Source organism: Fibrella aestuarina BUZ 2 (assembly GCF_000331105.1).
Lineage (GTDB): Bacteria > Bacteroidota > Bacteroidia > Cytophagales > Spirosomataceae > Fibrella > Fibrella aestuarina.
In genome coordinates this window covers 3,386,268-3,408,023 of the sequence record NC_020054.1, presented here as the reverse complement: position 1 = coordinate 3,408,023, position 21,756 = coordinate 3,386,268, and the positions used below count along the sequence as shown (strand labels likewise).

The window sequence follows — 21,756 nt, the reverse complement described above, 5'->3', positions numbered from 1 at the left end:
CGTTTTTATTGTTGGCTGCTTATTCAGGCAGTTGCCTAGACGATTTCCTCGGTCAAGATTTTGTCCTGAACCGGCAGGCCCTGCTTGTTCATCTGCTCGATGAACGGATCGGGATCGAGCTCTTCGCAGTTCCAGACGCCCGGTTTGAGCCACTCGCCTTTGATCAGCAGCATGGCCCCAATCATGGCCGGTACGCCGGTGGTATAGCTGACGGCCTGCCCGCGTACCTCTTTGTAGGTCTCGGCATGGTCGCAGTTGTTCCAGATATAATAGGTTTTTTCCTGCCCGTCTTTCACGCCCTTGATCTGGCAGCCAATGCTGGTTTGACCCGTGTAGTTTTCGCCGAGCGTATCGGGCGCGGGCAGCACCGCTTTGAGGAATTCCAGCGGCACAATGTCCATCCCGTTGAATTTCACCGGGTCGATGCGGGTCATGCCCACGTTCTGAAGCACCTCGAGGTGCGTTAGGTACGCCTGCCCGAAGGTCATCCAGAACCGGGCCCGTTTCAGCGTCGGGAAGTTCTTCACCAGCGACTCCAATTCTTCGTGGTACAGCACGTACGACTCCTTGGGACCGATTTCGGGGTAGACGACCGGCTTGTGAATGCTCATCGCTGGAATCTCGATCCACTCGCCGTTTTCCCAGTAGCGCCCCGGCTGCGTAATCTCACGGATGTTGATTTCGGGGTTGAAGTTGGTGGCAAACGCCTTGCCGTGGTTACCCGCGTTACAGTCGATGATGTCGAGGTAATGCATTTCATCGAACTGATGCTTGGCCGCGTAGGCCGTAAACACCTGCGTGGCGCCGGGGTCGAATCCACAGCCGAGCAGGGCCATGATGCCCGCCTCCTCAAAACGCTGCTTGTAGGCCCACTGCCAACTGTATTCAAACTTGGCAACGTCTTTCGGCTCGTAGTTGGCCGTATCCATGTAGTGCGTTTTGGTCGCCAGACAGGCGTCCATGATCGGCAGATCCTGGTAGGGCAACGCGACGTTAATCACCAGAAACGGCTTTACCCGCTCGATCAGAGCCACCATGTCGGCCACCACATCGGCATCGACCTGCTCCGTTTTGATGGTAACGCCGTGCATCGACTCGATTTCGGCAGCGATCTTGTCACACTTCGCTTTCGTGCGGCTGGCAAGGGTTATGTCGGTGAAGACATCGGCATTCAGGGCACATTTGTGCGCCACGACACTACCTACACCACCCGCCCCAATTATTAGCACATTGGCCATAGACTTATGATTACTTTATCATTATTTTAGGTGCAAAGATAGGCAGAACCAACGGCTGCCTGCTAATTCGGCAGGCTGTTAGCTAGCCGACTCCCATGTAAACCACAGGTTACAAAATCAATTTACTAACCCTAAAGTAGGCGTAAAATAGGACCACAATTACCCACTTATTTGTTGGTACATTGATAACGAGCCATTTAACCGAAAGCGTCTATTTATATTTGGTTATGTTTCTATAATAATATAATACTTACCGTTCAATTTTTTTCACGTTACCGCTTGGTAACATGATTCTAATTCTACAGTTTTGCGAATACAGGTGCCAAGTATTGAGTGACAACTTCTAAAACAGAGTGACTATGAAGCAAGTAAAAAGACGTAACCGGGCTATGACCATGGAGCGCATCCTGCGCGCTATGGGTGACGTTATGGCCGAAAAGGGTACCAAGAAGGCAGGCATCAACGCCGTAGCCGAAAAGGCAGGAGTTAACAAAGTACTCATTTACCGCTACTTTGGTGGCTGGAATGGGCTGCTGGAAGCCTACGTGCAGCGGGGCTTCTTCCTGTCGATGTTCAACGACCGGTTTATCGACACGGTGCCCTCCAACCCGGCGCCTGAAGAGCGCAGCAAAATCTGGTCGGAGTATGTCATCAAACTGGCCCGCGAATTCCGCAGCCGCAAATCATCGCAGGAGCTGATCCGCTGGGAAATGCAGAACGGCGAAACCGAACTGGCCCGCCGCCTGTCGACGTTCCGCAACGAGTCGTACAAGAAGATTGTCGACAAACTGGCACCGTTCCCGGCCTACGATCCGGCTGCCTTGACGGCTATCGTGCTGGGCGGGGTAACGTATATGACCCTCGTTAGCAGTAACCGCACCAAAATTCTTGACCTCGACATGACGACCGAGGAGGGCTGGGATCGCGTTGAAACGGCCGTTCGCCGCATTTTCAACAGCCTGAGCATGGCCCTTGAAAGCAAAGAAGCCGTTGCCAAGTAAGTTTTCCTACACATCCCTTCCTTAGTGCATTGATACAGGCAGCGGGCATCCCCGCTGCCTGTTTTTGTATCAGGCATTCATCAACGCCTCGATCTCATCGGCCTCCACGGGAATATTGGCCATCAGATCAATATTGCCCGTTTCGGTGATCAGGATATTGTTTTCGAGCCGAATGCCCAGCCCTTCTTCCCGAATGTAGATGCCCGGTTCGCAGGTGAAGACCATACCCGGCTCGAAGCGGCGGTACTTGTTGCCCACGTCGTGCACGTCGAGACCCAGGAAGTGGGAGGTGCCGTGCATGAAGTATTTCTTGTAGAGCGGCGCGTCGGGGTCCTGTTTCGCCACCTCGTGCCGGTCGAGCAAACCGAGGCCGATCAGTTCCGACTCCATGATTTTGCCTACTTCGCGGTGGTAGTTGTCCCAGATATTGCCCGTTACGAGCAGTTGCGTGGCGGCCCGCATCACACGCAGTACGGCGTCATATACTGCCCGCTGCCGCGGCGTGAAGCGGCCACTTACCGGAATGGAGCGGGTCATGTCGGCGTTGTAGTTGGCGTATTCCGCTCCCAGATCGAGCAGCAGCACCTCGCCCGCCTGGCACTGCGCATTGTTTTCGATGTAATGCAACACGCAGGCGTTTTTACCCGACGCGATGATGGGCGTATAAGCCGCCCCCCGCGAGCGATTTCGCAAAAACTCGTGCATCATCTCGGCTTCGATTTCGTATTCCCAGACGCCGGGTTTCACAAAGCCAAGCAGTCGGCGGAACATACCGTCGGTGATGTCGATTGCCTGCTGCAACAAGGCCACCTCCTGCGGCAGTTTGATGGCCCGCAGCTGATGCATCAGCGGCGCCAGCCGGGCGAGCGTGTGCAGCGGATACTGGCGTTTAAAATCGGCCACAAACCGGGCCTCCCGCGTTTCTACCTCGTTGCCGTTGCGGGTATGCTCGTTGGCATTCAGGAAAACGACCTGCGCCTCGAAGACCATCTGCGTGAAGATGGCCTCGAACTGGGTGTTCCAGTAAATCTGTTTCTGCGGAATGCCCGACGTCGCTTCGGCCTCGGCTTTGGTGAGTTTGTGGCCTTCCCAGATTTCGATCAGTTCGCTGGTTTCGCGCAGGAACAGCACTTCGCGAAATTTCGGGTCGGGGTGCTCGGGAAACAGCACCAGCCGCGATTCTTCCTGATCGACCCCCGACAGGTAGAATAGGTCGCTGCTTTGCCGAAAGGGCAGCGTGCCGTCGGCGTTGGTGGGTAGAATGTCGTTGGCGTTGAGGATCACCATCGCCTTCCCGGGCAACAGTTGGGTGAGTCGCTGCCGATTTTGCACGAAAAGTTGGCTATCAATGGGCGAATAGCGCATAAGCAAGGACGAAATCGTGTTTGTTTTGTTGATTGATTGGTGTTAGTCGTGGTCACTGGCCTCCGGCGTCATTCCTCGCGGTCAATAAGCACGACCAATGACCACAACTAGCCTTCATCGCCAAAGATCGTTGTTTTCTGCTGCGCTATGCGTCATCTGCTGCTTCTTGCCCTTATTCTTTCGGCCACGTTGGTGGCGGCTCAACCGGCTTACTGGATTCTGCTGACCGACAAAGACCCATCGGCAACGCCCGCCCTGTCGGCGCAGGCTCTGGCCAACCGCCAGGCGCTCCAGCTGCCGGTCGACGACACCGACAAACCGGTTTCAGGTACGTATGTGCGGCAGTTACAGGCCCTGGGCATTGCGCCGAAAAGCCAGTCGCGCTGGCTCAACGCGGTGTCGGCCCGGCTGACCGAGGCCCAACGTGAGCAGGTCAAACGGCTGGCTTTCGTGCGTGAGGTGCACTCCATCGACCCCGCCATCGTGATCACGAGCCTGCCCGACGTACCCAGCCTGAGCCAGCCCCAATTGGCCCCGGTGATGGGGCAGATTCAGTCGCAGGCGTTTGCGCAGGAAAACCTCACGGGGCGTTTTGTGCAGATCGGCGTGATCGACGCGGGCTTTTTTGCGGCCGACTCAGCGGCGGTGCTGAAGCCCATCGCCCAGCGGGGCGGCTTCCGGCAGGTACGTGATTACGTGAACCGGGCCAAATCGAAAGACAACCTCTTCCGCACCCTCGACACGTATTCCGACACGCACGGCACCGAAGTGCTGGCGGCCATCGCGGGGTATGATCCCGTTGGGAATCTGCAACTGGGCTTGGGCTACGACGCTACGTTTTACCTGGCCCGCACCGACGCTGGCAACCGGGAGTTTCGGGGCGAAGAAGACAACTGGGTGCAGGCAATGGAATGGCTCGACAGCCTGGGCGTGCGACTGATCAACACCTCGCTGGGCTACGCACGAGGCTTTTCCAATCCGCAGGAGAACTACGAAACGTTCCAGATGGATGGCCATACCAGCCTGATTAGCCGCGCCGCGCAGATGGCTGTCGACAAGAAGGGTATGCTCATCATCGTGTCGGCGGGCAACGAGGGCGACGACCGCAGCTGGCGGATCATCAGCACCCCGGCCGATGCCGAGGGCGTACTGGCCGTGGGGGCTACCAACGCGCGCCTTTGGAACCGCATCGGCTATAGCAGCATCGGGCCGGAGCCACTCCCCTACCTGAAACCTAATGTCGCGTGCTTCTCACTCTACGGCACGTCGCTGTCGGCCCCGGTGATTACGGGTTTTGCCGCCTGCCTGATGCAGGCCAACCCGAAGCTGTCGAGTCGAAAAATCAAGGAGATCATCGAAAAATCGGCGCACCTCTACCCCTACGGCAACAATTACGTGGGGTACGGCGTCCCGCAGGCGAGCCGCGCGCTGGCGTTGGTACGCGGGCAGGAACCACCCCAGACCGCCCGCGAGGTACGTGCCAAAGGCAAGCAATTTGCCCTGACGCTCGATCAGCCCGAAACGGCCGTGTCGATTTTTCGGAAGAAAGACGCCACGCACGTCTTGCAGCAGGACGTGGTACGCCCCGCCAAAAACCAGCTTATCATCCGCCGACAACCCAACGAAGCCCGCACCACCATCGATTTGAAGCGAGAAGTGGTTGAGGTGATCTGGGAATAGGGCTGGGTACGTATCCGCTTAGGATCCGAATTAAATCGGAATAGCCATGGTCTTTGGCCGGATGGGAATCCAGATTTCTTCTTCCGAGTGGGGATCGGCGTTTTTGTAATTGGCACCCAGCACCTCGAAGTGAGGCCGGTGGTCTAGCTCATAAGCGGAGGCGGGTAGCCAGGTCGTGAAGATGTATTGGATAGTGCGGGTATCGGAGCTGGAGCCTTTGTCTAAAAACACGGCATACAAGCCACCCGGCAGCGTGAACGCCTGCATTTTGTCAGGTACGTTACCTACATCCGACATCTCAGCCAAGGCCCATTTTTCAAACTCCACAGCCGGATTGAAGGCGTCGAAATACCCCGCTGGGTACGTTTGCAATGATATCAACTCCGTCGATAGCTGATTGGCGATCTGATGCCGAAGCGGCATAAACGCCCGCCACAGGTCGCTCGTCCGGTTGTGTGTCAATGACATCGTCAGCCGCATCCCGACCAGTGTTTTGGCCGCAATTGTTTCAATCCGTGGTTGCATCGGGTTTTGTTGGTCACGGTTGCACCTGCACTATAATTGTATTGTAATAGCAGTGCCTCCGGCGGGGCATTTACATTATTGGACGGAACCCGGCAATGGAAGTAAGCAAAACCGGGTCACCTGGCGACTCTAGCTGGTGATGGCGACGCAGGCGTCTTTACACACATGAAGTTGTGCAGGTTTTTTGAGCTGTCTAATTTCCACTTATTGCAATCAAATCACTTTTTCATATCGTTTTTCCAATTCTTATAGACAAACCGTATCGCATCATAATAGGCCGGAATTGGCTCTGTCATGTGGTCTTCGTAAGGATAATATTTATACTTGTGTTCAAAGGTTTTCAACCTACTCTGTTTAACTAGTTTATCAAGTATTAGCAAATCATTTCGAAAATGACCATCTTCATTCCCTACGCTATAGAAAAATTTTTTGTCTCTCATTGGCAGTTTTGGTAGTTTTTGTTCTGCCACTGATACAATATATTTATTACCAAACCATACCGAAGGGCTTATTGCAATATATGCATTGAACATATCAGGACGCGTAAGCATGCAATTAATAACGGTAAGACCACCGAGTGAATGTCCGGCGAATAGTTTGAAAGAACTTGTTTTATAATTAGCCTCTATGTAAGGCATCAATTCCTGTTGAATAAAGTCAAAAAACTGCTCATTGCCGCCGGAAGTCTTATACTTAGAAGACACTTTACCGTCAAAGTCGATTAAACTAGTAATGGGTGTAAGGTCTTTTATTCGATCCAAACTGACAATGCCTACTACTAGTATTGGAGGAATAACCTGCCAATGCCTTAAATACTCGATATATGCAGAAAGAATGTGAAAATGATTCTCCCCATCTAAGAGATATAAAACGGGTAATGCCTTGCCACTATCTACAGAATCGAGTTTTGGAACATTAATGTATACTTGGCGATCTTGATTTAATACCCGGGAATGTATTAAATGCACGTCGTTGGCGACATGATTATACAACTGTGGTGCTTGGGCTATTGCCTGTGATGTGAGAAGTATAAAGATCACTATGAAATGCTTCATATTATTGACGAAAAGTCCGGTAATAGTGCATAAATATAAAATGCCTCGTTAAAGATTGCTGCCAACTTGCTGATTGCAGCACGTTCACTACAAAATACGCACCGCACCGGCGGCCCGGTTCGCATTTTGTAGTACTGTATTTAGTTCAGCTCTTGCTTTTCGGGGCATGCACCCCATCGCCAAGACGCTACCCGGCAAACTGATCTTGCCCAACCGGGGCGTTTATCCTGTCAGCCGAAATCCGCCGAACGAGCCAAAGGTCCAACCGCTGTGGCCGCATCCTGCTGTCGGAAGCCTGCCCATGCAACACGGGTAATTAATTTGATTTGATACTTGAGCTTTCCCTACGTTGGGGCTAACAAACCGCTTGACTGATTCACGAAAAGATACGGTTGAATTTCGCCGTACACAAGCGTATATGTTGTAGCAGCTGGTTCCACCGTCTTTTTCGATGCTTTCCACCGCCTTGATAGTACGTACCTGACGAGGAAACCTATACCGGTTCGAAAACCTTATGGGTTTGTGAACAACGCTGCTACCAACGCCCGACTGATTAAGGCCAAAGCCCTTGACCTAGGCTTCGACTTCTGCGGCATTGCCAAAGCGGAGTTTCTGGAAGCCGAAGCCCCACGCCTTGAGAACTGGCTCAACCAGAATAGGCACGGGCAGATGGGTTACATGGCCAACCACTTCGACAAACGGCTCGATCCTCGCCTGCTGGTCGACGGGGCCCAATCGGTGGTGTCGGTGCTGCTCAACTACTTCCCCGACCCGGCCAAGCGCCTGCCCGAAGGCGACGACGACCTGAAGCTCTCCAAATACGCCTACGGTACCGACTACCATTTTGTGCTGAAAGACAAGCTCAAAGACCTGCTTCAGTTTATTCAGGATGAGATTGGCGAGGTGGGCGGCCGGGCCTTTGTCGATTCGGCACCGGTGATGGACAAGGCGTGGGCGGCCAAAAGCGGGCTGGGCTGGGTGGGTAAACACAGCAACCTGCTCAACCGGCAAATGGGCAGCTTCTTCTTCATCGGCGAGCTGATTCTCGACCTACCCCTCCAACCCGACGGCCCCACCACCGACCACTGCGGCACCTGCACGCGCTGTATCGACGCCTGCCCCACCGACGCCATCGTGGCACCCTATGTGGTGGATGGCAGCCGGTGTATCTCCTACTTCACGATCGAACTGAAAGAAGCCATTCCCGAAGACGTGCGGGGCAAATTCCAGAACTGGGTCTTTGGCTGCGATATCTGCCAGGATGTTTGTCCGTGGAATCGGTTCGCCAAACCGCATCAGACACCTGCCTTTGACCCATCGCCCGAGCTGACGGCGGTGAGCCGGAACGACTGGCAGGAAATCACCGAAGAGGTGTTCAAAGAAGTATTTCGGCGGTCGCCCGTGAAGCGAACAAAATGGGAAGGTTGGCAACGAAATGTAACTTTTTTAAACCAACAAGGTTAAACAAGCAGTCTAACGCTATATTTAAACTGTAATTAATCAACTGATTTACAAGATCAGACACAGGGTAACATCAGCTTCTCTATGACCCGCGATCGACAGCAAACCGAACAACGATTAATTGATGCCGTTCACGAACTGATCACCACTGAAGGCTTTGACCAGGTACGTATCAACCGACTGGCTCAACAGGCGAAGGTGAATAAAATCCTGATTTACCGCTACTTTGGCGGGCTGAGTGGGCTTATCGAGGCCTATTATGCCAAGTACATGCCCGTGAGCACCGACCCGCTCATCGACCGAAGTCAGTTGGACGGGCTCTCGCCCGAGGCCTTTCTGAAACTCTGCTGCGACTACCTGCTCAACGAGTTCCGGGAGTTGAAAACCAACTCACCCGCCCAGCAAATCCTGAAAAACGACCTGCTTGCCTACCAGCCGGGGGCAATCAACCCCCTTATGGCGGGGAAAGAAGAGCAAATTCAATCGCTGGTCGATACCATGTCACGGCTGGTGCACCCGGCGCACGGGCGACCGCTATTGGCTATCCTGGTGAGCGCCATGACGATGCTGACGTTTCTGGCGCAGGACAAACGCACGCTGTTGGGCATTTCCCTCGGCGACGAAAAGGGCTGGGACCAGATTGAGCGGGCCGTTCAGTACTTATACGACGGGCTGGCTAAGCTGACCGAAACGACCGACGTGCCCACTACGGCCGCGCAGCCCGTCTCAGCCGGCGGTCAGCAAACGGCGTAGCGTGTCGGCCACCTGCCAGACTTCGTCAAACGTATTATAGAGGGGTGTTGGCGCCAGCCGGATGCAATCAGGTTCGCGCCAATCGCCGATGATGCCTGCTTTGGTAAGCTGCTCGAAAACAGCCCGCCCCCGCTGAGCTACCAGCAACGAAAGCTGGCAACCACGCTGCGCCGGGTCGGCGGGGGTGATGATCGTGAGGAGGCCCTGCTGCGTCAGATCGGTCAGCAAAAACTGGAGATAGGCGGTCAGTTGTTCGCTTTTCCGGCGCAGGTTGGGCATGCCCGCTGCCGCCGTTAGCTGCACGGCGGTGTTGTGGGCCGCCATCGACAGCACCGTGGGTGTGCTCACCTGCCAGCCATCGGCACCCCGCATCGGCACGAAGCCCCCGGTCATCTCAAACCGACGCGTCTGGTCGTAGCCCCACCAGCCGGCCAGTCTGGGTACGTTGCTGGTATCGCTGGCAGCGTCATGGTGCTTCTCGTGTACAAACACACCCGATAGGCCGCCCGGCCCACTGTTGAGGTATTTATAGGTACACCAGAAGGCAAAGTCGACGCCCCACTCGTGGAGGTTCAGGGGTACGTTGCCAACAGCATGCGCCAGATCGAAACCGACAAGGATGTTGTGTGCCTGCGCTTTCCGCGCAATGGCGGCCATATCAAACGCCTGCCCGGTGTAGTAGTGCACGCCACTCAACAACACCAGTGCCAGTTGGTCGGCGTGCTGGTCGATGGCGTCAAGTAGATCGGTCAATTGCCAGGTTACGGCATCCGGGCGGGGCGCGACCTCAACCAGCACCTGCTTCGGATCGAGCCCCCGCGCCCGCACGTGGGTTTCCAGCGCATACTGGTCCGACGGAAAATCGCCGCTGATGGTCAGGATTTGGGTACGTCCTTCGGTAGGTCGGTAAAACGAGGTCAGCAGCAGGTGCATGTTGACCGTGAGGTTGTTCATGGCGCATACCTCGGCCTCCGTGCCGCCCACAATATGCGCCAGCGCGGCTTTGCTCCGTTCGTGGATGGTCAGCCAGGGGTCGTTCTGTAAAACCGGGTCCCGCTCAAACCAGCCTTCCACGGCCAGTTGCTGCCACACGGCCAATTCCTGATCGATGGCGGCCCGGGTCGCTTTGGGTTGCAGCCCAAGCGAATTGCCGCAGAAGTAAATGAGCGGCTGACCGTTGCGCTGCGGCATGTGAAACTGCTCGCGGTAGGTACGGAGCGGATCGGCCTGATCGAGCTGGCGGGCAAAGAGGCGGTCGTTGACGAAGTTCATGGGCGACAAGACGAGCCAGACTCGGCTCGGGCTACAAAGTACAGTCATCGGCGCGATTAATCGTATCCGTCTGGGTACGTTGCGGAGGATCGTAGGCCGGTTTCAGCCAGGCCTGCCGGGCTAAAGCGATGCTTATCATCGGCTTAGCGGGTACCAACCGCCCACCAGCACGCTGTCTTTTTTGGTCGGATGGCCACGCGCGCACTGAATTAACGTCCGTGGTGTAATTTGCAGGCGTGTCATCGTTGTTTTTACCACCATCAATACACGTTTGAAACAAATGATTGATTGGACGATCACGTCTGGTCAGTTATTGCAACTCCTTCCCCCATGTACAAAGCCCTCGCGCTCCAGTTAACCTGCCAGACCATTAACCACACGACCACCCGCGACGAAGCTGAAGCTGTCATGCTGGCTTCGATCGACCGCATCGACAAACAGATTGAAGCGTCCATCGGTTTTGCTGGCCGGGATACCCTGCTGGTTGTGGTGCCCGAGTATTTTCTGACGGGGTTTCCGCAAACCGAAAGCCTGATCGACTGGCGCGACAAGGCCGCCCTCGAACTCGACGGCCGGATTTACGAGGCACTGGGCGCCATGGTGCAAAAACACAAGATCTATTTTTCCGGCAACGCCTACGAGCTCGACCCGCACTTCCCCGACCTGTATTTTCAGACGAGCTTTATCATGGGTCCCAACGGCGACGTCATTCTGCGCTACCGCCGCCTCAACGCCATGCTGACGCCCACTCCGCACGATGTGTGGGCTTACTACCTGGAAGCGTACGGCTACGACGCCGTTTTTCCGGTCGCGAAAACCAACATTGGCAACCTGGCCTGCATTGCGTCGGAAGAGATTCTGTACCCGGAAGTGGCGCGCTGCCTGGCCATGCGCGGGGCCGAAATTTTCCTGCACTCGACTTCAGAGGCTGGTAGCCCCATGCTGACCCCGCGCAACGTGGCGAAGATGGCCCGCGCCACCGAAAACATGGGCTATGTGGTGTCGGCCAACTCGGCGGGGGTAGCGGGCATCAACATCCCGATGGGTTCACTCGATACGGGCTCCAAAATCGTCGATTACAAGGGGCTGGTGCTGGCCGAAGCGGGAGCGGGCGAAAGTATGGTCGCCAACGCCGACATCGACCTGAACGCGCTCCGTCAGTTTCGGCAGCGCACCGGCCCGGCCAACCTGCTGTCGCGGCAGCGGTTTGAACTCTACGCCGACAGCTACGCGCAACACAGCTACTACCCGCCCAACACGCTGCTGGCCGAAACGCCCGACCGTGCCGTTTTCCAGCGCAACCAGCAAGACGTTATCAAGCGCCTGTTTGAGAAATAACAAGGGTTCGCAGGGTAGGCAGGGAATTGCATGGAGCACACGATTACCTGCCTACCCTGCAAGTCCCTACAAACCCTTGCCCCTATTCCAGCACGGCCAGTAATTCGGCGATCATCATGGCGGTGGCGCCCCAGACGCGGTGGCCCTGAATGTCGTAATAAGGTGCGTCGACGGTAACGCCCCGGACCTGAATCTGGCTGTCGCCGACGATGGTTTTGTCGAGCAGGGTGTCGAGGCTTACCTCGACAACGGCATCGACTTCGCGGGGGTCGGGGTAAAAATCGGGGCGGGTTTTCATGGCTCCTACCACCGGCTGTACGTAGAAATTGCTCGGCGGAATGAACAGCTCCGTCAGTTTACCCAGCACCTTCACGTCCTGCACCCGAATGCCGATTTCTTCCTGCGCCTCCCGCAGGGCCGTCTGAATCAAATCGCGGTCGGTACGTTCCATGCGTCCCCCCGGAAACGCCATCTGCCCCGCATGTACGCCGTCGTATTGCGGCCGCAGAATGAGCGGCAGGTAAATCGTGTTCTGGTAGGGGTAAAATAAGATCAGGACGGCGCTGCGCCGGGTCCGTTCGTTGGGTCGAATACCCAGCTTGGTGCGGGCCGACGACGCCATCAGGCGATGCGCTGCTTCGCCGGGTAACGGTTGCTGAAGTCGTTGTTGAAGGTTAGCGGTAAAATCAGTAAACGCAGTGTGGGTCATTCGGTGAGGCGACAGCGGGCAAAGTAAAGAGGCTACCCCTAGACAAGATGGCTCATCTGCCCAAATGTACGGAATAGACCCCAACCCTTCCCTGCCCCTCCGCAAATTAGTCGGCATACGGCATCCGAACGACCTACGACCGTCTTTTCGGTATTGGCCCCCGTAAGTGAGGTTATACCTAAGGTAATCGCGGCTTCCCCTGACTAAGTGTCCGTCTATCGGTATTACCAGTAGCAGCGTAGCTATAATCCACCATTGTATTTTTTATTTTCAAAAAATAGTGAAAATGAAAAATCCATGTACCTTTGGTGTATGGAATTCGCGGAGGCAAAGGCTAAGTTCATTCAGACCTGGGGTACGTTGGCTACCCAGTGGGGTGTGAATCGCACCATGGCGCAGATTCACGCGCTGCTGATGATTTCGCCAGAACCGCTGGATACCGACACGATCATGGCCGAGCTTCAGATTTCGCGGGGCAATGCGAACATGAATATCCGCGACTTGATGGACTGGGGCCTGGTCTTCAAGCAATTGAAAGCAGGCGAACGCCGCGAGTACTTTTATTCCGAAAAAGATATCTGGAAGGTAGCCAAGCAAGTGGTTAAGGAGCGCCGCCGTCGCGAAATTGCCCCCGTGCTGGATGTGCTGGAGGAACTAAAGCGCGTTGCACCTGACTCAGCGGAAGCGGCTGAGTTTACGAAGGTAATCGGTAACATCAGCCGCGTCGCCCATTTTGCGGATTCCACTGTTAGCGCCGTATTGAAGACGGAAGAAACGTGGCTCGTCAACCAGTTTTTTAAGATTTTCACCTGACGCTCCCCCAATCGGGCAAAAACGGGCCACAGTGAAGTGGCCTTTTTAGGTTTACAAACTTTCATTGTTTTCTGAAAATACAAATAATTCATCTTACTAGTTAACACTTCTCTCACGATGAAAAAAGTATTGATCTACGACGCTGACTGTCCTCTATGCCGGGCGTATACGAAAGGGCTGGTCGTTGCGGGCGCTTTACCTGCCGAAGACCGTATAGCCAGCCATGCCATCACCGACCCTGCGCTGGTTAATCGGCTTGACCCTGTGCGGCAGCGGCACGAAATTCCGTTCGTAAACCTGGAAACCGGTGAGGCGCAGTATGGCGTCGAGGCTATTCTGACCGTAACTCAGCGCCGCTGGCCCCGTTTTACCCGCTTCATTCGCGACACGCTGCTGTTTGAGTTGGGCAGGCGGTTCTACGCCTTTGTTTCTTACAACCGCCGTCTGTTGTTTCCGGCCCCGCCCGAGCGCCCGCACCTCATGGACCTTACGCCCGATTTTAACCTTGGCTATCGGATCGTGTTTCTCGTGCTACTCTTCGGTACGCTGCTTACAGGCCACCTGGCGGCTGTCGGGTCCGTTACACCACTAGCCGCTGGTATGTTGGCCACTCACCTCCTGGTGACAGGCAGCTACATTCTTCGCCACTCATCGACTACCCGCCTCGCCAATATACTCGACTACCTGGGGCATCTGGGTATGAGCATCTTGGTTGGCGGGCTCGTCAAATCAATCGGTTTCGCGTTTGACTGGCCTATACTACTGCTGGCAGGGAACGCCATCATACTCTGGCAGCACCTCGTCCGGCTGCGGGTGATGCAGTTGCCCGATAGGCTGAACGTGCCGTTTGCCCTGTTTGTGCTGCTCAATGGTTAGGCCGGGCCGATAAAGTCGATCAACAGTCGATTCACGGCATCAGCTTCTTCGTGCTGCACCCAGTGGGTGGCGTTCTCGAAAAAGACCAGCCGGCCCCGGTCGCACAGGTCGATGCTGGGTTGCGCCATGTCGCGCACCAGAAAGGCATCCCTGACGCCCCAGATCAGTAACGTCGGCATCGTAATTCGATGACGGGCGGGCAGGGTCGGGCCCCGTTGGGCATAGGCTCGATACCAGTTCACCATCGTTCGGAGCGCGGGCGCCCCTGTTGGTCCGGGGTGTGCCCACGCGGCTCGGTAGGTGGCCAGATCAGCTTCAGTGAACGTACCTGGGCGGCTGCTCCGGCGCAGCGTGCGGGTCAGGCTCCACCAGTTGCCGAGGCGACTGAGCCATTCGGGCAGGCGCGGCACCTGAAAGAACACGGCATACCAACTCCGCAACAATTGGCGCGGCGACCGACGCAAAAACCGGCTCATCACGGCCGGGTGCGGCACATTGAGGCAAACCAGCCGTTCCAATCGGTCAGGGTGGGTTATCGCCAGCCACCAGGCCACTATCGCGCCCCAGTCGTGTCCTACCACCGTCGCTTTTTCTACGCCCGCCGCGGCGATGAGCCCAACGACGTCAGCCACCAGTTTGTCGATGGTGTACGGACTAAGGCCAGCCGGTTTGTCACTGAGGTTATAACCCCGCCCATCGGGTGCCCAGACCCGGTAACCTGCCGCAGCCAGCGCGTCGATCTGCGCCCGCCAGCCATACCAGAACTCCGGGAATCCGTGCAATAGTATCACCAGCGGCCCGTCGGCTGGCCCTGCCTCTACGACGTGCAGACGTACCTGATTTGTATCAACAAAAGCCATACATCACTTAACCAATACAACTATGCAACAGCGACTATTACCGTCTAAATGGCTCATCTATTGGATTTTTTTGCCAATCGCAACCTTTGTGGTTAGCATAAGCACGGGATTAATAGGTATTGGCCTTTTCTTTCCCCTCCTGCTTCCTGCCGCTCAATGGTATGCCCTCAAACAGCACCCGGCCAACAGGTACCCAGCTTACTGGTTCGTGCTCTTCTTTCTTTATGTACTGTCAGTTTATGCAGTACGACAACTGAACCTCCCTCCGCTCCGAAACGACATTCATGTGGGACTGATCATCGCCTTTTACCTTAGCCAGTGCCTGGCCGAGCCCGTACTGTACAAGATGGTCAATAAGTGGCAGTTCGGATGGTTTACAGTCGCTAATGGTATGGCCTGCTTTGTTTGGTACCAACTCTTTTTAGCAGAGCACGATCCCATACTGGTCTACAGCGAGACGCTTGCCCCTAGAAGTAAGTGGCTGTCTGGCGATCGATGGCACTACGTTACTATTCCAGCGGTTGCCACGGTCACGAACCTCCTTACCGGTTTGGGGCTTTCCAAGGCTACGCAGGCGAACTGACCACGACGGTTAATCAATTGGCGGCAACGCCTTCAGCCTGTAGCGAGACTTTTGCGCAGCCGCTTCCTACTTTGGAGGCTTAATCAACTCTACACGTATGCGTTCACGATCTACCCGCTTCCTGCCGTTCTGCTTACTTCTGTCACTATGCTTCACTGCCGCGTCGGCCCAACAATTCCTGCCACCCATCGAACGCTTTTCGAGTAGCAAACCGGGCTATTTAGTGCTCAAGACTGGCGAGCGCGTTGAGTTCATTCTCGATGATCTCGACCGAAAAAAAGGGCTCATTATCCGGATCGAAGGCAAAACGCTGGATGGTAAGAGGTTTAAGTACGAAGCCGATGAAATCCAGGAAGCGGGTCTGAGCCCTTCCGATTTTGCTAAGTTTGCCTCGTTCAGCGAGAGTACCCGTTCGATTGCTAAAATGCAGCGTAACCAAGTAGACCAGTCGGGCCGGAATCTGGTCCTGTTCTACAACGAACGCCTCGACGACCAGAAACGGGAAGCCCTGCTTCAGCTCGTAAATCCCGGTTTTGAGTCACGCATCCGGGTCTATGACGACCCTTTCGCGGCCGAAACGACAGGCGTGGGCTTTGGCGGTATTCAGCTGACGGGCGGCATGGATAAGTCATTTTACGTCAAGACGAATGGCAAAACGATCCGCCTCAAAAAGAAGAACTACGACGAACTGTTTGCGCCGCTGTTCGACACCTGCCCCGCCCTCATGACCAAATACGGCAAGAATTTCGCTTGGCGCGACTTCGCCTACCACGTCTTCATGTTCGATCAGGAGTGCGGCGACGTAGCTAGTAAGTAGTTTGACGTTTAGGGTTTAACGTTGGCTAGCGCGTGCGCAAACTGCGGGCGTCAGCCAACGTCAGACCCAAACGTTAAACACCAAACTTCTTTACTTGTACAACGCCGCCAGTTCGTTGGCGCAGCGTTCGCCATCCATCGCCGCCGAAACGATGCCACCCGCGTAACCGGCCCCTTCGCCGCAGGGAAACAACCGACGTACCTGTACATGCTCGCAAGTGTTGCGGTCGCGGGGAATGCGCACCGGCGACGACGTTCGGCTTTCAATGCCAATCAGTTGCCCCTCGTTGCTAACGTACCCACGCAGCATCTGGCCAAAATCGCGCAGCCCCTGCCGGAGTGGCTGGGCAATGTGGTCGGGCAACACCTCGCGCATATCCACCGATGCCAGACCGGGCTGATACGACGTCGGTAACAAACTGGCCGACTGCCTGCCATTCACAAAATCGGCTACGCGCTGCGCCGGAGCGGTTTGGCTCAACCCGCCCGACAGGCCGCTGCCAACGGTGCAGGCGCGCTGCTCCACGGCCTGTTGCAACAACAGACCCGCCAGCGGGCCGTGCTGCGCGTAGGGCTTCAGATCGGCGTCGGTAATGGCCACTACCAGTCCCGAATTGGCGAAGGGCGAATCGCGGCGGGAGGGCGACATGCCGTTGACGACCAGTTCGCCGGGGGCCGTGGCCGAGGGGACAATGAACCCACCGGGGCACATGCAGAATGAGAAAACACCCCGCTCCACCCCGCCAACTTTTGTCTGCGTAACCAGGCTATACGAGGCGGCAGGGAGGTAATCACCCCGACCCAGATTGGGGGTCTGGATGCTGTGGCGCGGGTTGAGGTGATACTGCAACGTATCGATCAGCGACTGCTGATGTTCGATCCGAACGCCCATGGCAAAGGGTTTGGCTTCGATGAGTACGTCGCGCTCGTGCAGCAGGTGAAAGATGTCGCGGGCCGAGTGCCCCGTCGCCAGAATCACGCCAACGCCGGTATACTCGTTGCCATCGGCCGTGACCACGCCCCGCAGTTGATCGCCGTCGCGCAGCAGGTCCACCACCTTCGTATCGAAGTGCACGGCACCACCCGCAGCCAGGATGCTTTCGCGTAGCGCCGTGACCACGTTGGGCAGTTTGTTGGTGCCAATATGCGGGTGTGCATCCACCAGAATCTGCTCGGTAGCGCCGTGGGCTACCAGAATCTCCAGAATCCGCCGGATGTCGCCCCGCTTGCTCGAACGGGTATAGAGCTTACCGTCGGAATACGTACCGGCTCCGCCCTCACCAAAGCAATAGTTCGATTCGGGGTTAACGACATGGTCTTTGTTGATCGCCGCCAGATCGCGGCGACGCGCCCGCACGTCGGAGCCGCGTTCGAGCACGATGGGTTTCAGCCCTAGTTCGATCAGGCGCAGAGCGGCAAACAAACCCGCCGGGCCAGCCCCCACAATGATGACCGGTTTGGCCCGGCTCACGTCGGGGTACGTTAGCCCGTGGCGAATCAGAGGCGGGGGCGTTTCACCCGCATACACGTCCGTTTCGACATGCACACGTACCTGACGGCCGCGCGAGTCGATCGACTGACGGCGTTTACGCACGACCACGTCGGGCGAGTCAGGAAGGTGTAGTTGGTTGAGAACAAGCGCGCGAAAAGCCGCTTCGTCGAGACCCTGCTCCGGCGCGAGGGTCAGCGTAAGTTGTTGATGCATGCGTAAGACGGGCCGGTGGTTATCCGGCAACAGCGGGGTAAATTTACCACTTTCGTCCCATTTTTTTGCCAGCCATACCGGATAGACCGGTGCACGCTGCGCCTTTACAGCCTAGTCCGTTTTTACTCAACTCCTGCACTTATCAATGACCGACGCTTATTTCACCGACTACCTCGCCAAACAGCAGGCGCTGTATCAGGCCATCCCGATCGACACCGTGACCCGCTGGGCCAATTGGCTTCATCAGGCCTGGGCCGACGACCGGCAACTGTTTGTCTTTGGCAATGGTGGCAGCGCCATGAACGCGTCCCACTTCGTCACGGATCTTGGCAAAAGTGCCTCCGACCGGATGGGCAAGCGATTTCGATGCCTCTGCCTGAACGAAAGTATTTCGTGGATCACGGCGCTGGGTAATGATTACAGCTACGATGATGTCTACGCCGGGCAACTCCAGAACTACGCCCGCCCCGGCGACCTGGTGCTGGCGCTGAGCGTGAGCGGGTCATCGCCCAACGTGGTGAAGGCCGTCGAGTGGGCCAACGCCCATGGCTGCACCACTCTGGCGCTGGTGGGTGGCAACGGCGGTCGGCTGGCGGAGCTTGCCACCGAACACATTCGCCTGCCCGACGTCCATTTCGGCCGGGTCGAAGATGCCCAGATGACCATCTGCCATTTGCTGTGCTACTGCTTCATTGAGAAAGAGTGAACGAGCGACTGAGTGAACGAGTGATAGTGAGCGCCGTTCTGCTCCGCGTAGGTACGTTGCCCTGTAGCATCCAATCACTCTTTCGCTCGTTCAGTCTTTCATCATCGCCAACGCCCCGACGGGCACGGCATCGGTGCCTAGCTGCGCCAGCCGAACGGCGGGGGGTGGTTGAAAGGCAGCCATGATAAAGCGGCTCAGGGCGGTTTCGACGGCCATTCGAAGCGGCTCACCGATGAGCGACAACCCACCACCCAATACCAGCACCTGCGGATGAAACAGATGCACGACATGCGACAGCCCAAGGGCAACGACGGCCCCGATCTGCTCAATCAGCATGGCGGCAACAGGGTCATTGTCGGCCAGCGCGGGGGCCAGATAGCGGGCTTCGCCGCCCGACCGGGGTGCCATCTCAACGTACCAGCGCAGGGGCGAATCGGGCGGCAATTGCGGGAGTAAGTCGCGAATCTGCCGATCGACGGCCCAGCCCGAGGCTGTCTGTTCGAGCGTTTGGCCGGGCGAATCCCGCGTGGGGGGAACGATCCAGAGGTGTCCGATCTCGGCTTCGCCCGGTTTGGCGCCCCGATACAGCTTGCCATCAACGACCATACCCCCGCCCACGCCGCTACCCAGCGTGACGTAGAAAACCTGCGTAAATCCTTGCCCGGCCCCGTGCAGGGCTTCGCCCAGCGCCGCCGCGTTTGCGTCATTCTCCAGACGTACCTGCGCGGCCCCGGTGCGTTGCCGCAGCCAGTCGGCCAGGTTTATGCCTGCCCAGCCCGCCACCTGATGCGACGTGATGATGTAGCCCGTTTCGGCATCGATCGGTCCACCAAACCCGACGCCAACGCCATCAATTGGCCCCGGCACCTGCCCCAGTGTCTGCTCGATCCAATCCAGAATCCCCGCCGCCCCAGCCGCCGAATCGACTTGTTGCTGGAACCGCCGAACAATGGTCCCATCGGCCCCGGCGACAAGGAGTTGTAGTTTAGTGCCGCCAATTTCAATACCTATCTGCATGACCGATTACGGAGTTCAACGGGTACGGTTTGAGGGTCAAAGCGCCGTTGCCCCTTTGGCTACCCTACAGTATGTCGTGAGCGCCACCCGTTGCGCTAGCAGGCCTGAGCCAGCCACGGCAGCAAAGCCGGGTCGTTAAAATCGTCGATGATCAGGTCAGCACCGGCGTTGGTGAGTTCGGCGCGGGTGTGGGTCGTAGCCAGCGCCACCACGCGCATGTTGGCCCGTAGCCCCGCTTCGATTCCCGAAAACGCATCTTCAAACACCACACACTGCTCCGGCAACTGACTTAATCGTTCGGCGGCGGTTAGGTAAATTTCGGGGTCTGGCTTGCCCCGGCGGATCATCGTGGCGTTTACAACCGTATCGAAATAGGCCCGGATAGCCAGTCCGTCGAGCACCAGATCGATGTTTTCGGGTGGCGCTGAACTACCCACGCCGCAGCGGATTCCCCCCGCTTTCAGGTGCTCGAGGAACGTACCCAGCCCCGGCGTGGGGGCCAGGTGCGGCGCATACAGCTGCCGGTAATCGCTGTCGAGGGCGGTGGCCATCGTCAGCAGTTCATCAGCGGCCAGTTCGCGCCCCAGCAGGTACGGCAGCGACGAAGCCGCCACCCGCCCATTGATGAACTGATCGTATTGGTCTGGCGTGAGGGGCCGTCCGTGGCGTTTGGCCAGGGCAAACCAGTTCTGTCGGTGGAATCGGGCATTATCAATCAGCACCCCGTCCATATCGAACAGGGCCGCCGCAATCGGTTTAGGCATATACGTACCGGGCTTTACTTTTCATCCGCCTGCTTGTCGCGGGTGTTTTTCTGCACCGCAATGGCAGCAAACAGGCTCAGCATGAACGACATGGCGTAGAATCCCTTTTCGCTGGCGGTCAGCGTAGCGTTCCAGAGGCCCACCGTCAGCAGCAGAATAGCCAGCAGCGTGGAGAACCAGCTCAATGAATAATAGAGATTCGTAACGGGGATACCCTCCTGCCGGTCGCGGACGCTTTTTTGCACCGATATAGCCGAAAACAGGCCGTACATCAGTATCGTGAAGTAGTAGCCCTTCTCGTTGAGGGCCATCGTGGCGTTAAAAAGACCAATATTGTACGCAACGGCACCGATGAGCAGCGCCGCCCAGGAAGCGCCAATAAACGCCGGAGAGGGTTGTTGATTCATGGTAGAAAAGGCGAGTGGTGATTCTCGGGAAAGATACCCAAAAAAGAATCGCCGCTCCAACAAACCTCAGGCTACGGTCATATGGCGCAGCAAGATTGATTGAACGTACGCCTCGTACCCCAGCCACACGGCTGCTGAACGCTCAAGCAGGCAAACCAAGCCATAACCACCTGTTTGTCAGCCAATACGTCACTCGTCGGCGGATTGAACGGAGGAGGCCGCACTATAGACGATGAAATACAACGGAATGAACGCGAACACCGCCATCGACAGCCAGGTGTGCACAAAGGCCAGTGCGCCACCCAGCAGGTACAGCGACGGACCAAACACCACCGAACGCGTGGTGGCCCGGCGATAATGCGATAGGTCAACCGTTTTTTTGAGCACCTGTTGGTTGCGCAGCGCATACCAGCGGATCAGGCTGAAGGTGAGCGCCATTAGGGCCAGTATGCAGCCAAAGACAAACGAAGCCAGCGGGTTGCCGAGGTAGTCACCCATAAGCGCCGTCGGGAAGGGAATGAAGGAACACCAGAGCAACAGCAGCGCATTGAGCCAGAAAAGCCCGTGTGTGATGTGCTCGACCTGAGCCAGAATCCGGTGGTGGTTGACCCAGATAACGCAGACGATGAGGAAACTGATGATCCAGCTGAGGATTTTGGGTAGCAGCCCCAACAGCGCCGTCCCTAGTTCCGCCACCGACTCGTGCTGTTCGATGTGCGGCACCTTGATTTCCAGCACCAGCAGCGTCACGATAATGGCAAAGACGCCATCGCTGAACGCCTCGACCCGCGTTTTGGTCAGGTAATTCATAC

The 21,756-nt window shown here is 56.6% G+C and carries 22 protein-coding genes; 10 read left to right on the top strand and 12 right to left on the bottom strand.

All coding sequences use genetic code 11. From position 1 onward, the window contains the following. Window positions 1-35: 35 nt before the first annotated feature. Window positions 36-1,238, bottom strand: coding sequence for a saccharopine dehydrogenase family protein (locus FAES_RS13890; protein ID WP_015331856.1), 1,203 nt, complete (start codon window positions 1,236-1,238; stop codon window positions 36-38). Between the two features lie 359 nt (window positions 1,239-1,597). Between FAES_RS13890 and FAES_RS13885 the strand changes: the two genes are divergently transcribed. After that, window positions 1,598-2,239, top strand: a complete 642-nt coding sequence (locus tag FAES_RS13885) for a TetR/AcrR family transcriptional regulator (protein ID WP_015331855.1) — start codon at window positions 1,598-1,600, stop codon at window positions 2,237-2,239. Window positions 2,240-2,308: 69 nt separating this feature from the next. Here FAES_RS13885 and FAES_RS13880 read toward each other — a convergent pair whose 3' ends face one another. Then, window positions 2,309-3,604, bottom strand: a complete 1,296-nt coding sequence (locus tag FAES_RS13880; protein WP_015331854.1) for an aminopeptidase P N-terminal domain-containing protein — start codon at window positions 3,602-3,604, stop codon at window positions 2,309-2,311. Between the two features lie 147 nt (window positions 3,605-3,751). Between FAES_RS13880 and FAES_RS13875 the strand changes: the two genes are divergently transcribed. Continuing rightward, window positions 3,752-5,284 carry a S8 family serine peptidase gene (locus FAES_RS13875; protein ID WP_015331853.1) on the top strand — a complete coding sequence of 511 codons (1,533 nt, stop codon included), beginning with the start codon at window positions 3,752-3,754 and terminating at the stop codon, window positions 5,282-5,284. Window positions 5,285-5,314: 30 nt separating this feature from the next. Here FAES_RS13875 and FAES_RS13870 read toward each other — a convergent pair whose 3' ends face one another. Further along, entirely contained in the window at window positions 5,315-5,809 is a 495-nt protein-coding gene (locus FAES_RS13870) for a GyrI-like domain-containing protein (RefSeq protein ID WP_015331852.1), read from the bottom strand. Window positions 5,810-6,027: 218 nt separating this feature from the next. Continuing rightward, window positions 6,028-6,864 carry an alpha/beta hydrolase gene (locus tag FAES_RS13865; RefSeq protein WP_041257871.1) on the bottom strand — a complete coding sequence of 279 codons (837 nt, stop codon included), beginning with the start codon at window positions 6,862-6,864 and terminating at the stop codon, window positions 6,028-6,030. A gap of 522 nt (window positions 6,865-7,386) precedes the next feature. Between FAES_RS13865 and queG the strand changes: the two genes are divergently transcribed. Continuing rightward, the gene (queG, locus tag FAES_RS13860) at window positions 7,387-8,328 is read left to right on the top strand and encodes a tRNA epoxyqueuosine(34) reductase QueG (protein WP_015331851.1); all 942 of its coding nucleotides are present in this window, start codon (window positions 7,387-7,389) and stop codon (window positions 8,326-8,328) included. A gap of 81 nt (window positions 8,329-8,409) precedes the next feature. Then, a complete protein-coding gene (locus FAES_RS13855; protein WP_015331850.1) occupies window positions 8,410-9,078 on the top strand; it encodes a TetR/AcrR family transcriptional regulator in 669 nt (222 codons plus the stop codon). Here the strand turns inward: FAES_RS13855 and kynU are convergent. Beyond that, window positions 9,052-10,350, bottom strand: a complete 1,299-nt coding sequence (gene kynU / locus FAES_RS13850) for a kynureninase (protein ID WP_041257869.1) — start codon at window positions 10,348-10,350, stop codon at window positions 9,052-9,054. The genes FAES_RS13855 and kynU overlap by 27 nt on opposite strands. Before the next feature lie 330 nt (window positions 10,351-10,680). Between kynU and FAES_RS13845 the strand changes: the two genes are divergently transcribed. Next, window positions 10,681-11,688, top strand: coding sequence for a nitrilase-related carbon-nitrogen hydrolase (locus FAES_RS13845; protein ID WP_015331848.1), 1,008 nt, complete (start codon window positions 10,681-10,683; stop codon window positions 11,686-11,688). A gap of 82 nt (window positions 11,689-11,770) precedes the next feature. On the opposite strand, the gene FAES_RS13840 is transcribed toward FAES_RS13845, so the two are convergent. After that, on the bottom strand, window positions 11,771-12,397 hold the full coding sequence (locus tag FAES_RS13840; protein WP_041257867.1) for an NUDIX hydrolase: 627 nt from the start codon (window positions 12,395-12,397) through the stop codon (window positions 11,771-11,773). A 312-nt stretch (window positions 12,398-12,709) separates the two neighbouring features. Here FAES_RS13840 and FAES_RS13835 point away from each other — a divergent pair, with 312 nt between their 5' ends. Further along, window positions 12,710-13,210, top strand: a complete 501-nt coding sequence (locus tag FAES_RS13835) for a GbsR/MarR family transcriptional regulator (RefSeq protein ID WP_041257865.1) — start codon at window positions 12,710-12,712, stop codon at window positions 13,208-13,210. Window positions 13,211-13,327: 117 nt separating this feature from the next. Then, on the top strand, window positions 13,328-14,086 hold the full coding sequence (locus FAES_RS13830) for a thiol-disulfide oxidoreductase DCC family protein (RefSeq protein WP_015331845.1): 759 nt from the start codon (window positions 13,328-13,330) through the stop codon (window positions 14,084-14,086). Here FAES_RS13830 and FAES_RS13825 read toward each other — a convergent pair. Then, complete coding sequence (locus FAES_RS13825) at window positions 14,083-14,946, bottom strand: alpha/beta fold hydrolase (protein WP_015331844.1); 864 nt, start codon at window positions 14,944-14,946, stop codon at window positions 14,083-14,085. The genes FAES_RS13830 and FAES_RS13825 overlap by 4 nt on opposite strands. Window positions 14,947-14,968: 22 nt before the next feature. On the opposite strand from FAES_RS13825, the gene FAES_RS13820 reads away from it, so the two are divergent. Both FAES_RS13820 and FAES_RS13815 read left to right on the top strand, forming a co-directional pair. Further along, window positions 14,969-15,529, top strand: a complete 561-nt coding sequence (locus FAES_RS13820; protein WP_041257864.1) for a hypothetical protein — start codon at window positions 14,969-14,971, stop codon at window positions 15,527-15,529. Window positions 15,530-15,626: 97 nt separating this feature from the next. Then, window positions 15,627-16,346: a hypothetical protein gene (locus tag FAES_RS13815; RefSeq protein ID WP_015331843.1), complete on the top strand. Its 720-nt coding sequence runs from the start codon at window positions 15,627-15,629 to the stop codon at window positions 16,344-16,346. Window positions 16,347-16,436: 90 nt separating this feature from the next. Here FAES_RS13815 and FAES_RS13810 read toward each other — a convergent pair whose 3' ends face one another. After that, complete coding sequence (locus FAES_RS13810) at window positions 16,437-18,050, bottom strand: NAD(P)/FAD-dependent oxidoreductase (protein ID WP_015331842.1); 1,614 nt, start codon at window positions 18,048-18,050, stop codon at window positions 16,437-16,439. Window positions 18,051-18,195: 145 nt separating this feature from the next. Here FAES_RS13810 and FAES_RS13805 point away from each other — a divergent pair, with 145 nt between their 5' ends. Then, window positions 18,196-18,756, top strand: a complete 561-nt coding sequence (locus tag FAES_RS13805) for a D-sedoheptulose-7-phosphate isomerase (RefSeq protein ID WP_015331841.1) — start codon at window positions 18,196-18,198, stop codon at window positions 18,754-18,756. Window positions 18,757-18,846: 90 nt separating this feature from the next. Here FAES_RS13805 and FAES_RS13800 read toward each other — a convergent pair whose 3' ends face one another. From FAES_RS13800 to FAES_RS13785, 4 genes are all read right to left on the bottom strand, one after another. Continuing rightward, the gene (locus FAES_RS13800; RefSeq protein WP_015331840.1) at window positions 18,847-19,773 is read right to left on the bottom strand and encodes an ROK family protein; all 927 of its coding nucleotides are present in this window, start codon (window positions 19,771-19,773) and stop codon (window positions 18,847-18,849) included. 95 nt (window positions 19,774-19,868) lie between these two features. Then, complete coding sequence (locus tag FAES_RS13795) at window positions 19,869-20,537, bottom strand: HAD family hydrolase (RefSeq protein ID WP_015331839.1); 669 nt, start codon at window positions 20,535-20,537, stop codon at window positions 19,869-19,871. Between the two features lie 14 nt (window positions 20,538-20,551). Beyond that, on the bottom strand, window positions 20,552-20,944 hold the full coding sequence (gene yiaA / locus FAES_RS13790; RefSeq protein WP_015331838.1) for an inner membrane protein YiaA: 393 nt from the start codon (window positions 20,942-20,944) through the stop codon (window positions 20,552-20,554). A gap of 189 nt (window positions 20,945-21,133) precedes the next feature. Further along, entirely contained in the window at window positions 21,134-21,754 is a 621-nt protein-coding gene (locus FAES_RS13785; RefSeq protein WP_015331837.1) for a TMEM175 family protein, read from the bottom strand. Between the last annotated feature and the right edge of the window lie 2 nt (window positions 21,755-21,756).

What these genes read in the sequence shown, in the direction of transcription:
- FAES_RS13890 (WP_015331856.1), bottom strand. Translation starts at nt 1,238, where the DNA reads ATGGCCAATGTGCTAATAATTGGGGCGGGTGGTGTAGGTAGTGTCGTG.
- FAES_RS13885 (WP_015331855.1), top strand. Translation starts at nt 1,598, where the DNA reads ATGAAGCAAGTAAAAAGACGTAACCGGGCTATGACCATGGAGCGCATC.
- FAES_RS13880 (WP_015331854.1), bottom strand. Translation starts at nt 3,604, where the DNA reads ATGCGCTATTCGCCCATTGATAGCCAACTTTTCGTGCAAAATCGGCAG.
- FAES_RS13875 (WP_015331853.1), top strand. Translation starts at nt 3,752, where the DNA reads ATGCGTCATCTGCTGCTTCTTGCCCTTATTCTTTCGGCCACGTTGGTG.
- FAES_RS13870 (WP_015331852.1), bottom strand. Translation starts at nt 5,809, where the DNA reads ATGCAACCACGGATTGAAACAATTGCGGCCAAAACACTGGTCGGGATG.
- FAES_RS13865 (WP_041257871.1), bottom strand. Translation starts at nt 6,864, where the DNA reads ATGAAGCATTTCATAGTGATCTTTATACTTCTCACATCACAGGCAATA.
- FAES_RS13855 (WP_015331850.1), top strand. Translation starts at nt 8,410, where the DNA reads ATGACCCGCGATCGACAGCAAACCGAACAACGATTAATTGATGCCGTT.
- kynU (WP_041257869.1), bottom strand. Translation starts at nt 10,350, where the DNA reads ATGAACTTCGTCAACGACCGCCTCTTTGCCCGCCAGCTCGATCAGGCC.
- FAES_RS13845 (WP_015331848.1), top strand. Translation starts at nt 10,681, where the DNA reads ATGTACAAAGCCCTCGCGCTCCAGTTAACCTGCCAGACCATTAACCAC.
- FAES_RS13840 (WP_041257867.1), bottom strand. Translation starts at nt 12,397, where the DNA reads ATGACCCACACTGCGTTTACTGATTTTACCGCTAACCTTCAACAACGA.
- FAES_RS13835 (WP_041257865.1), top strand. Translation starts at nt 12,710, where the DNA reads ATGGAATTCGCGGAGGCAAAGGCTAAGTTCATTCAGACCTGGGGTACG.
- FAES_RS13830 (WP_015331845.1), top strand. Translation starts at nt 13,328, where the DNA reads ATGAAAAAAGTATTGATCTACGACGCTGACTGTCCTCTATGCCGGGCG.
- FAES_RS13825 (WP_015331844.1), bottom strand. Translation starts at nt 14,946, where the DNA reads ATGGCTTTTGTTGATACAAATCAGGTACGTCTGCACGTCGTAGAGGCA.
- FAES_RS13820 (WP_041257864.1), top strand. Translation starts at nt 14,969, where the DNA reads ATGCAACAGCGACTATTACCGTCTAAATGGCTCATCTATTGGATTTTT.
- FAES_RS13815 (WP_015331843.1), top strand. Translation starts at nt 15,627, where the DNA reads ATGCGTTCACGATCTACCCGCTTCCTGCCGTTCTGCTTACTTCTGTCA.
- FAES_RS13810 (WP_015331842.1), bottom strand. Translation starts at nt 18,050, where the DNA reads ATGCATCAACAACTTACGCTGACCCTCGCGCCGGAGCAGGGTCTCGAC.
- FAES_RS13805 (WP_015331841.1), top strand. Translation starts at nt 18,196, where the DNA reads ATGACCGACGCTTATTTCACCGACTACCTCGCCAAACAGCAGGCGCTG.
- FAES_RS13800 (WP_015331840.1), bottom strand. Translation starts at nt 19,773, where the DNA reads ATGCAGATAGGTATTGAAATTGGCGGCACTAAACTACAACTCCTTGTC.
- FAES_RS13795 (WP_015331839.1), bottom strand. Translation starts at nt 20,537, where the DNA reads ATGCCTAAACCGATTGCGGCGGCCCTGTTCGATATGGACGGGGTGCTG.
- yiaA (WP_015331838.1), bottom strand. Translation starts at nt 20,944, where the DNA reads ATGAATCAACAACCCTCTCCGGCGTTTATTGGCGCTTCCTGGGCGGCG.
- FAES_RS13785 (WP_015331837.1), bottom strand. Translation starts at nt 21,754, where the DNA reads ATGAATTACCTGACCAAAACGCGGGTCGAGGCGTTCAGCGATGGCGTC.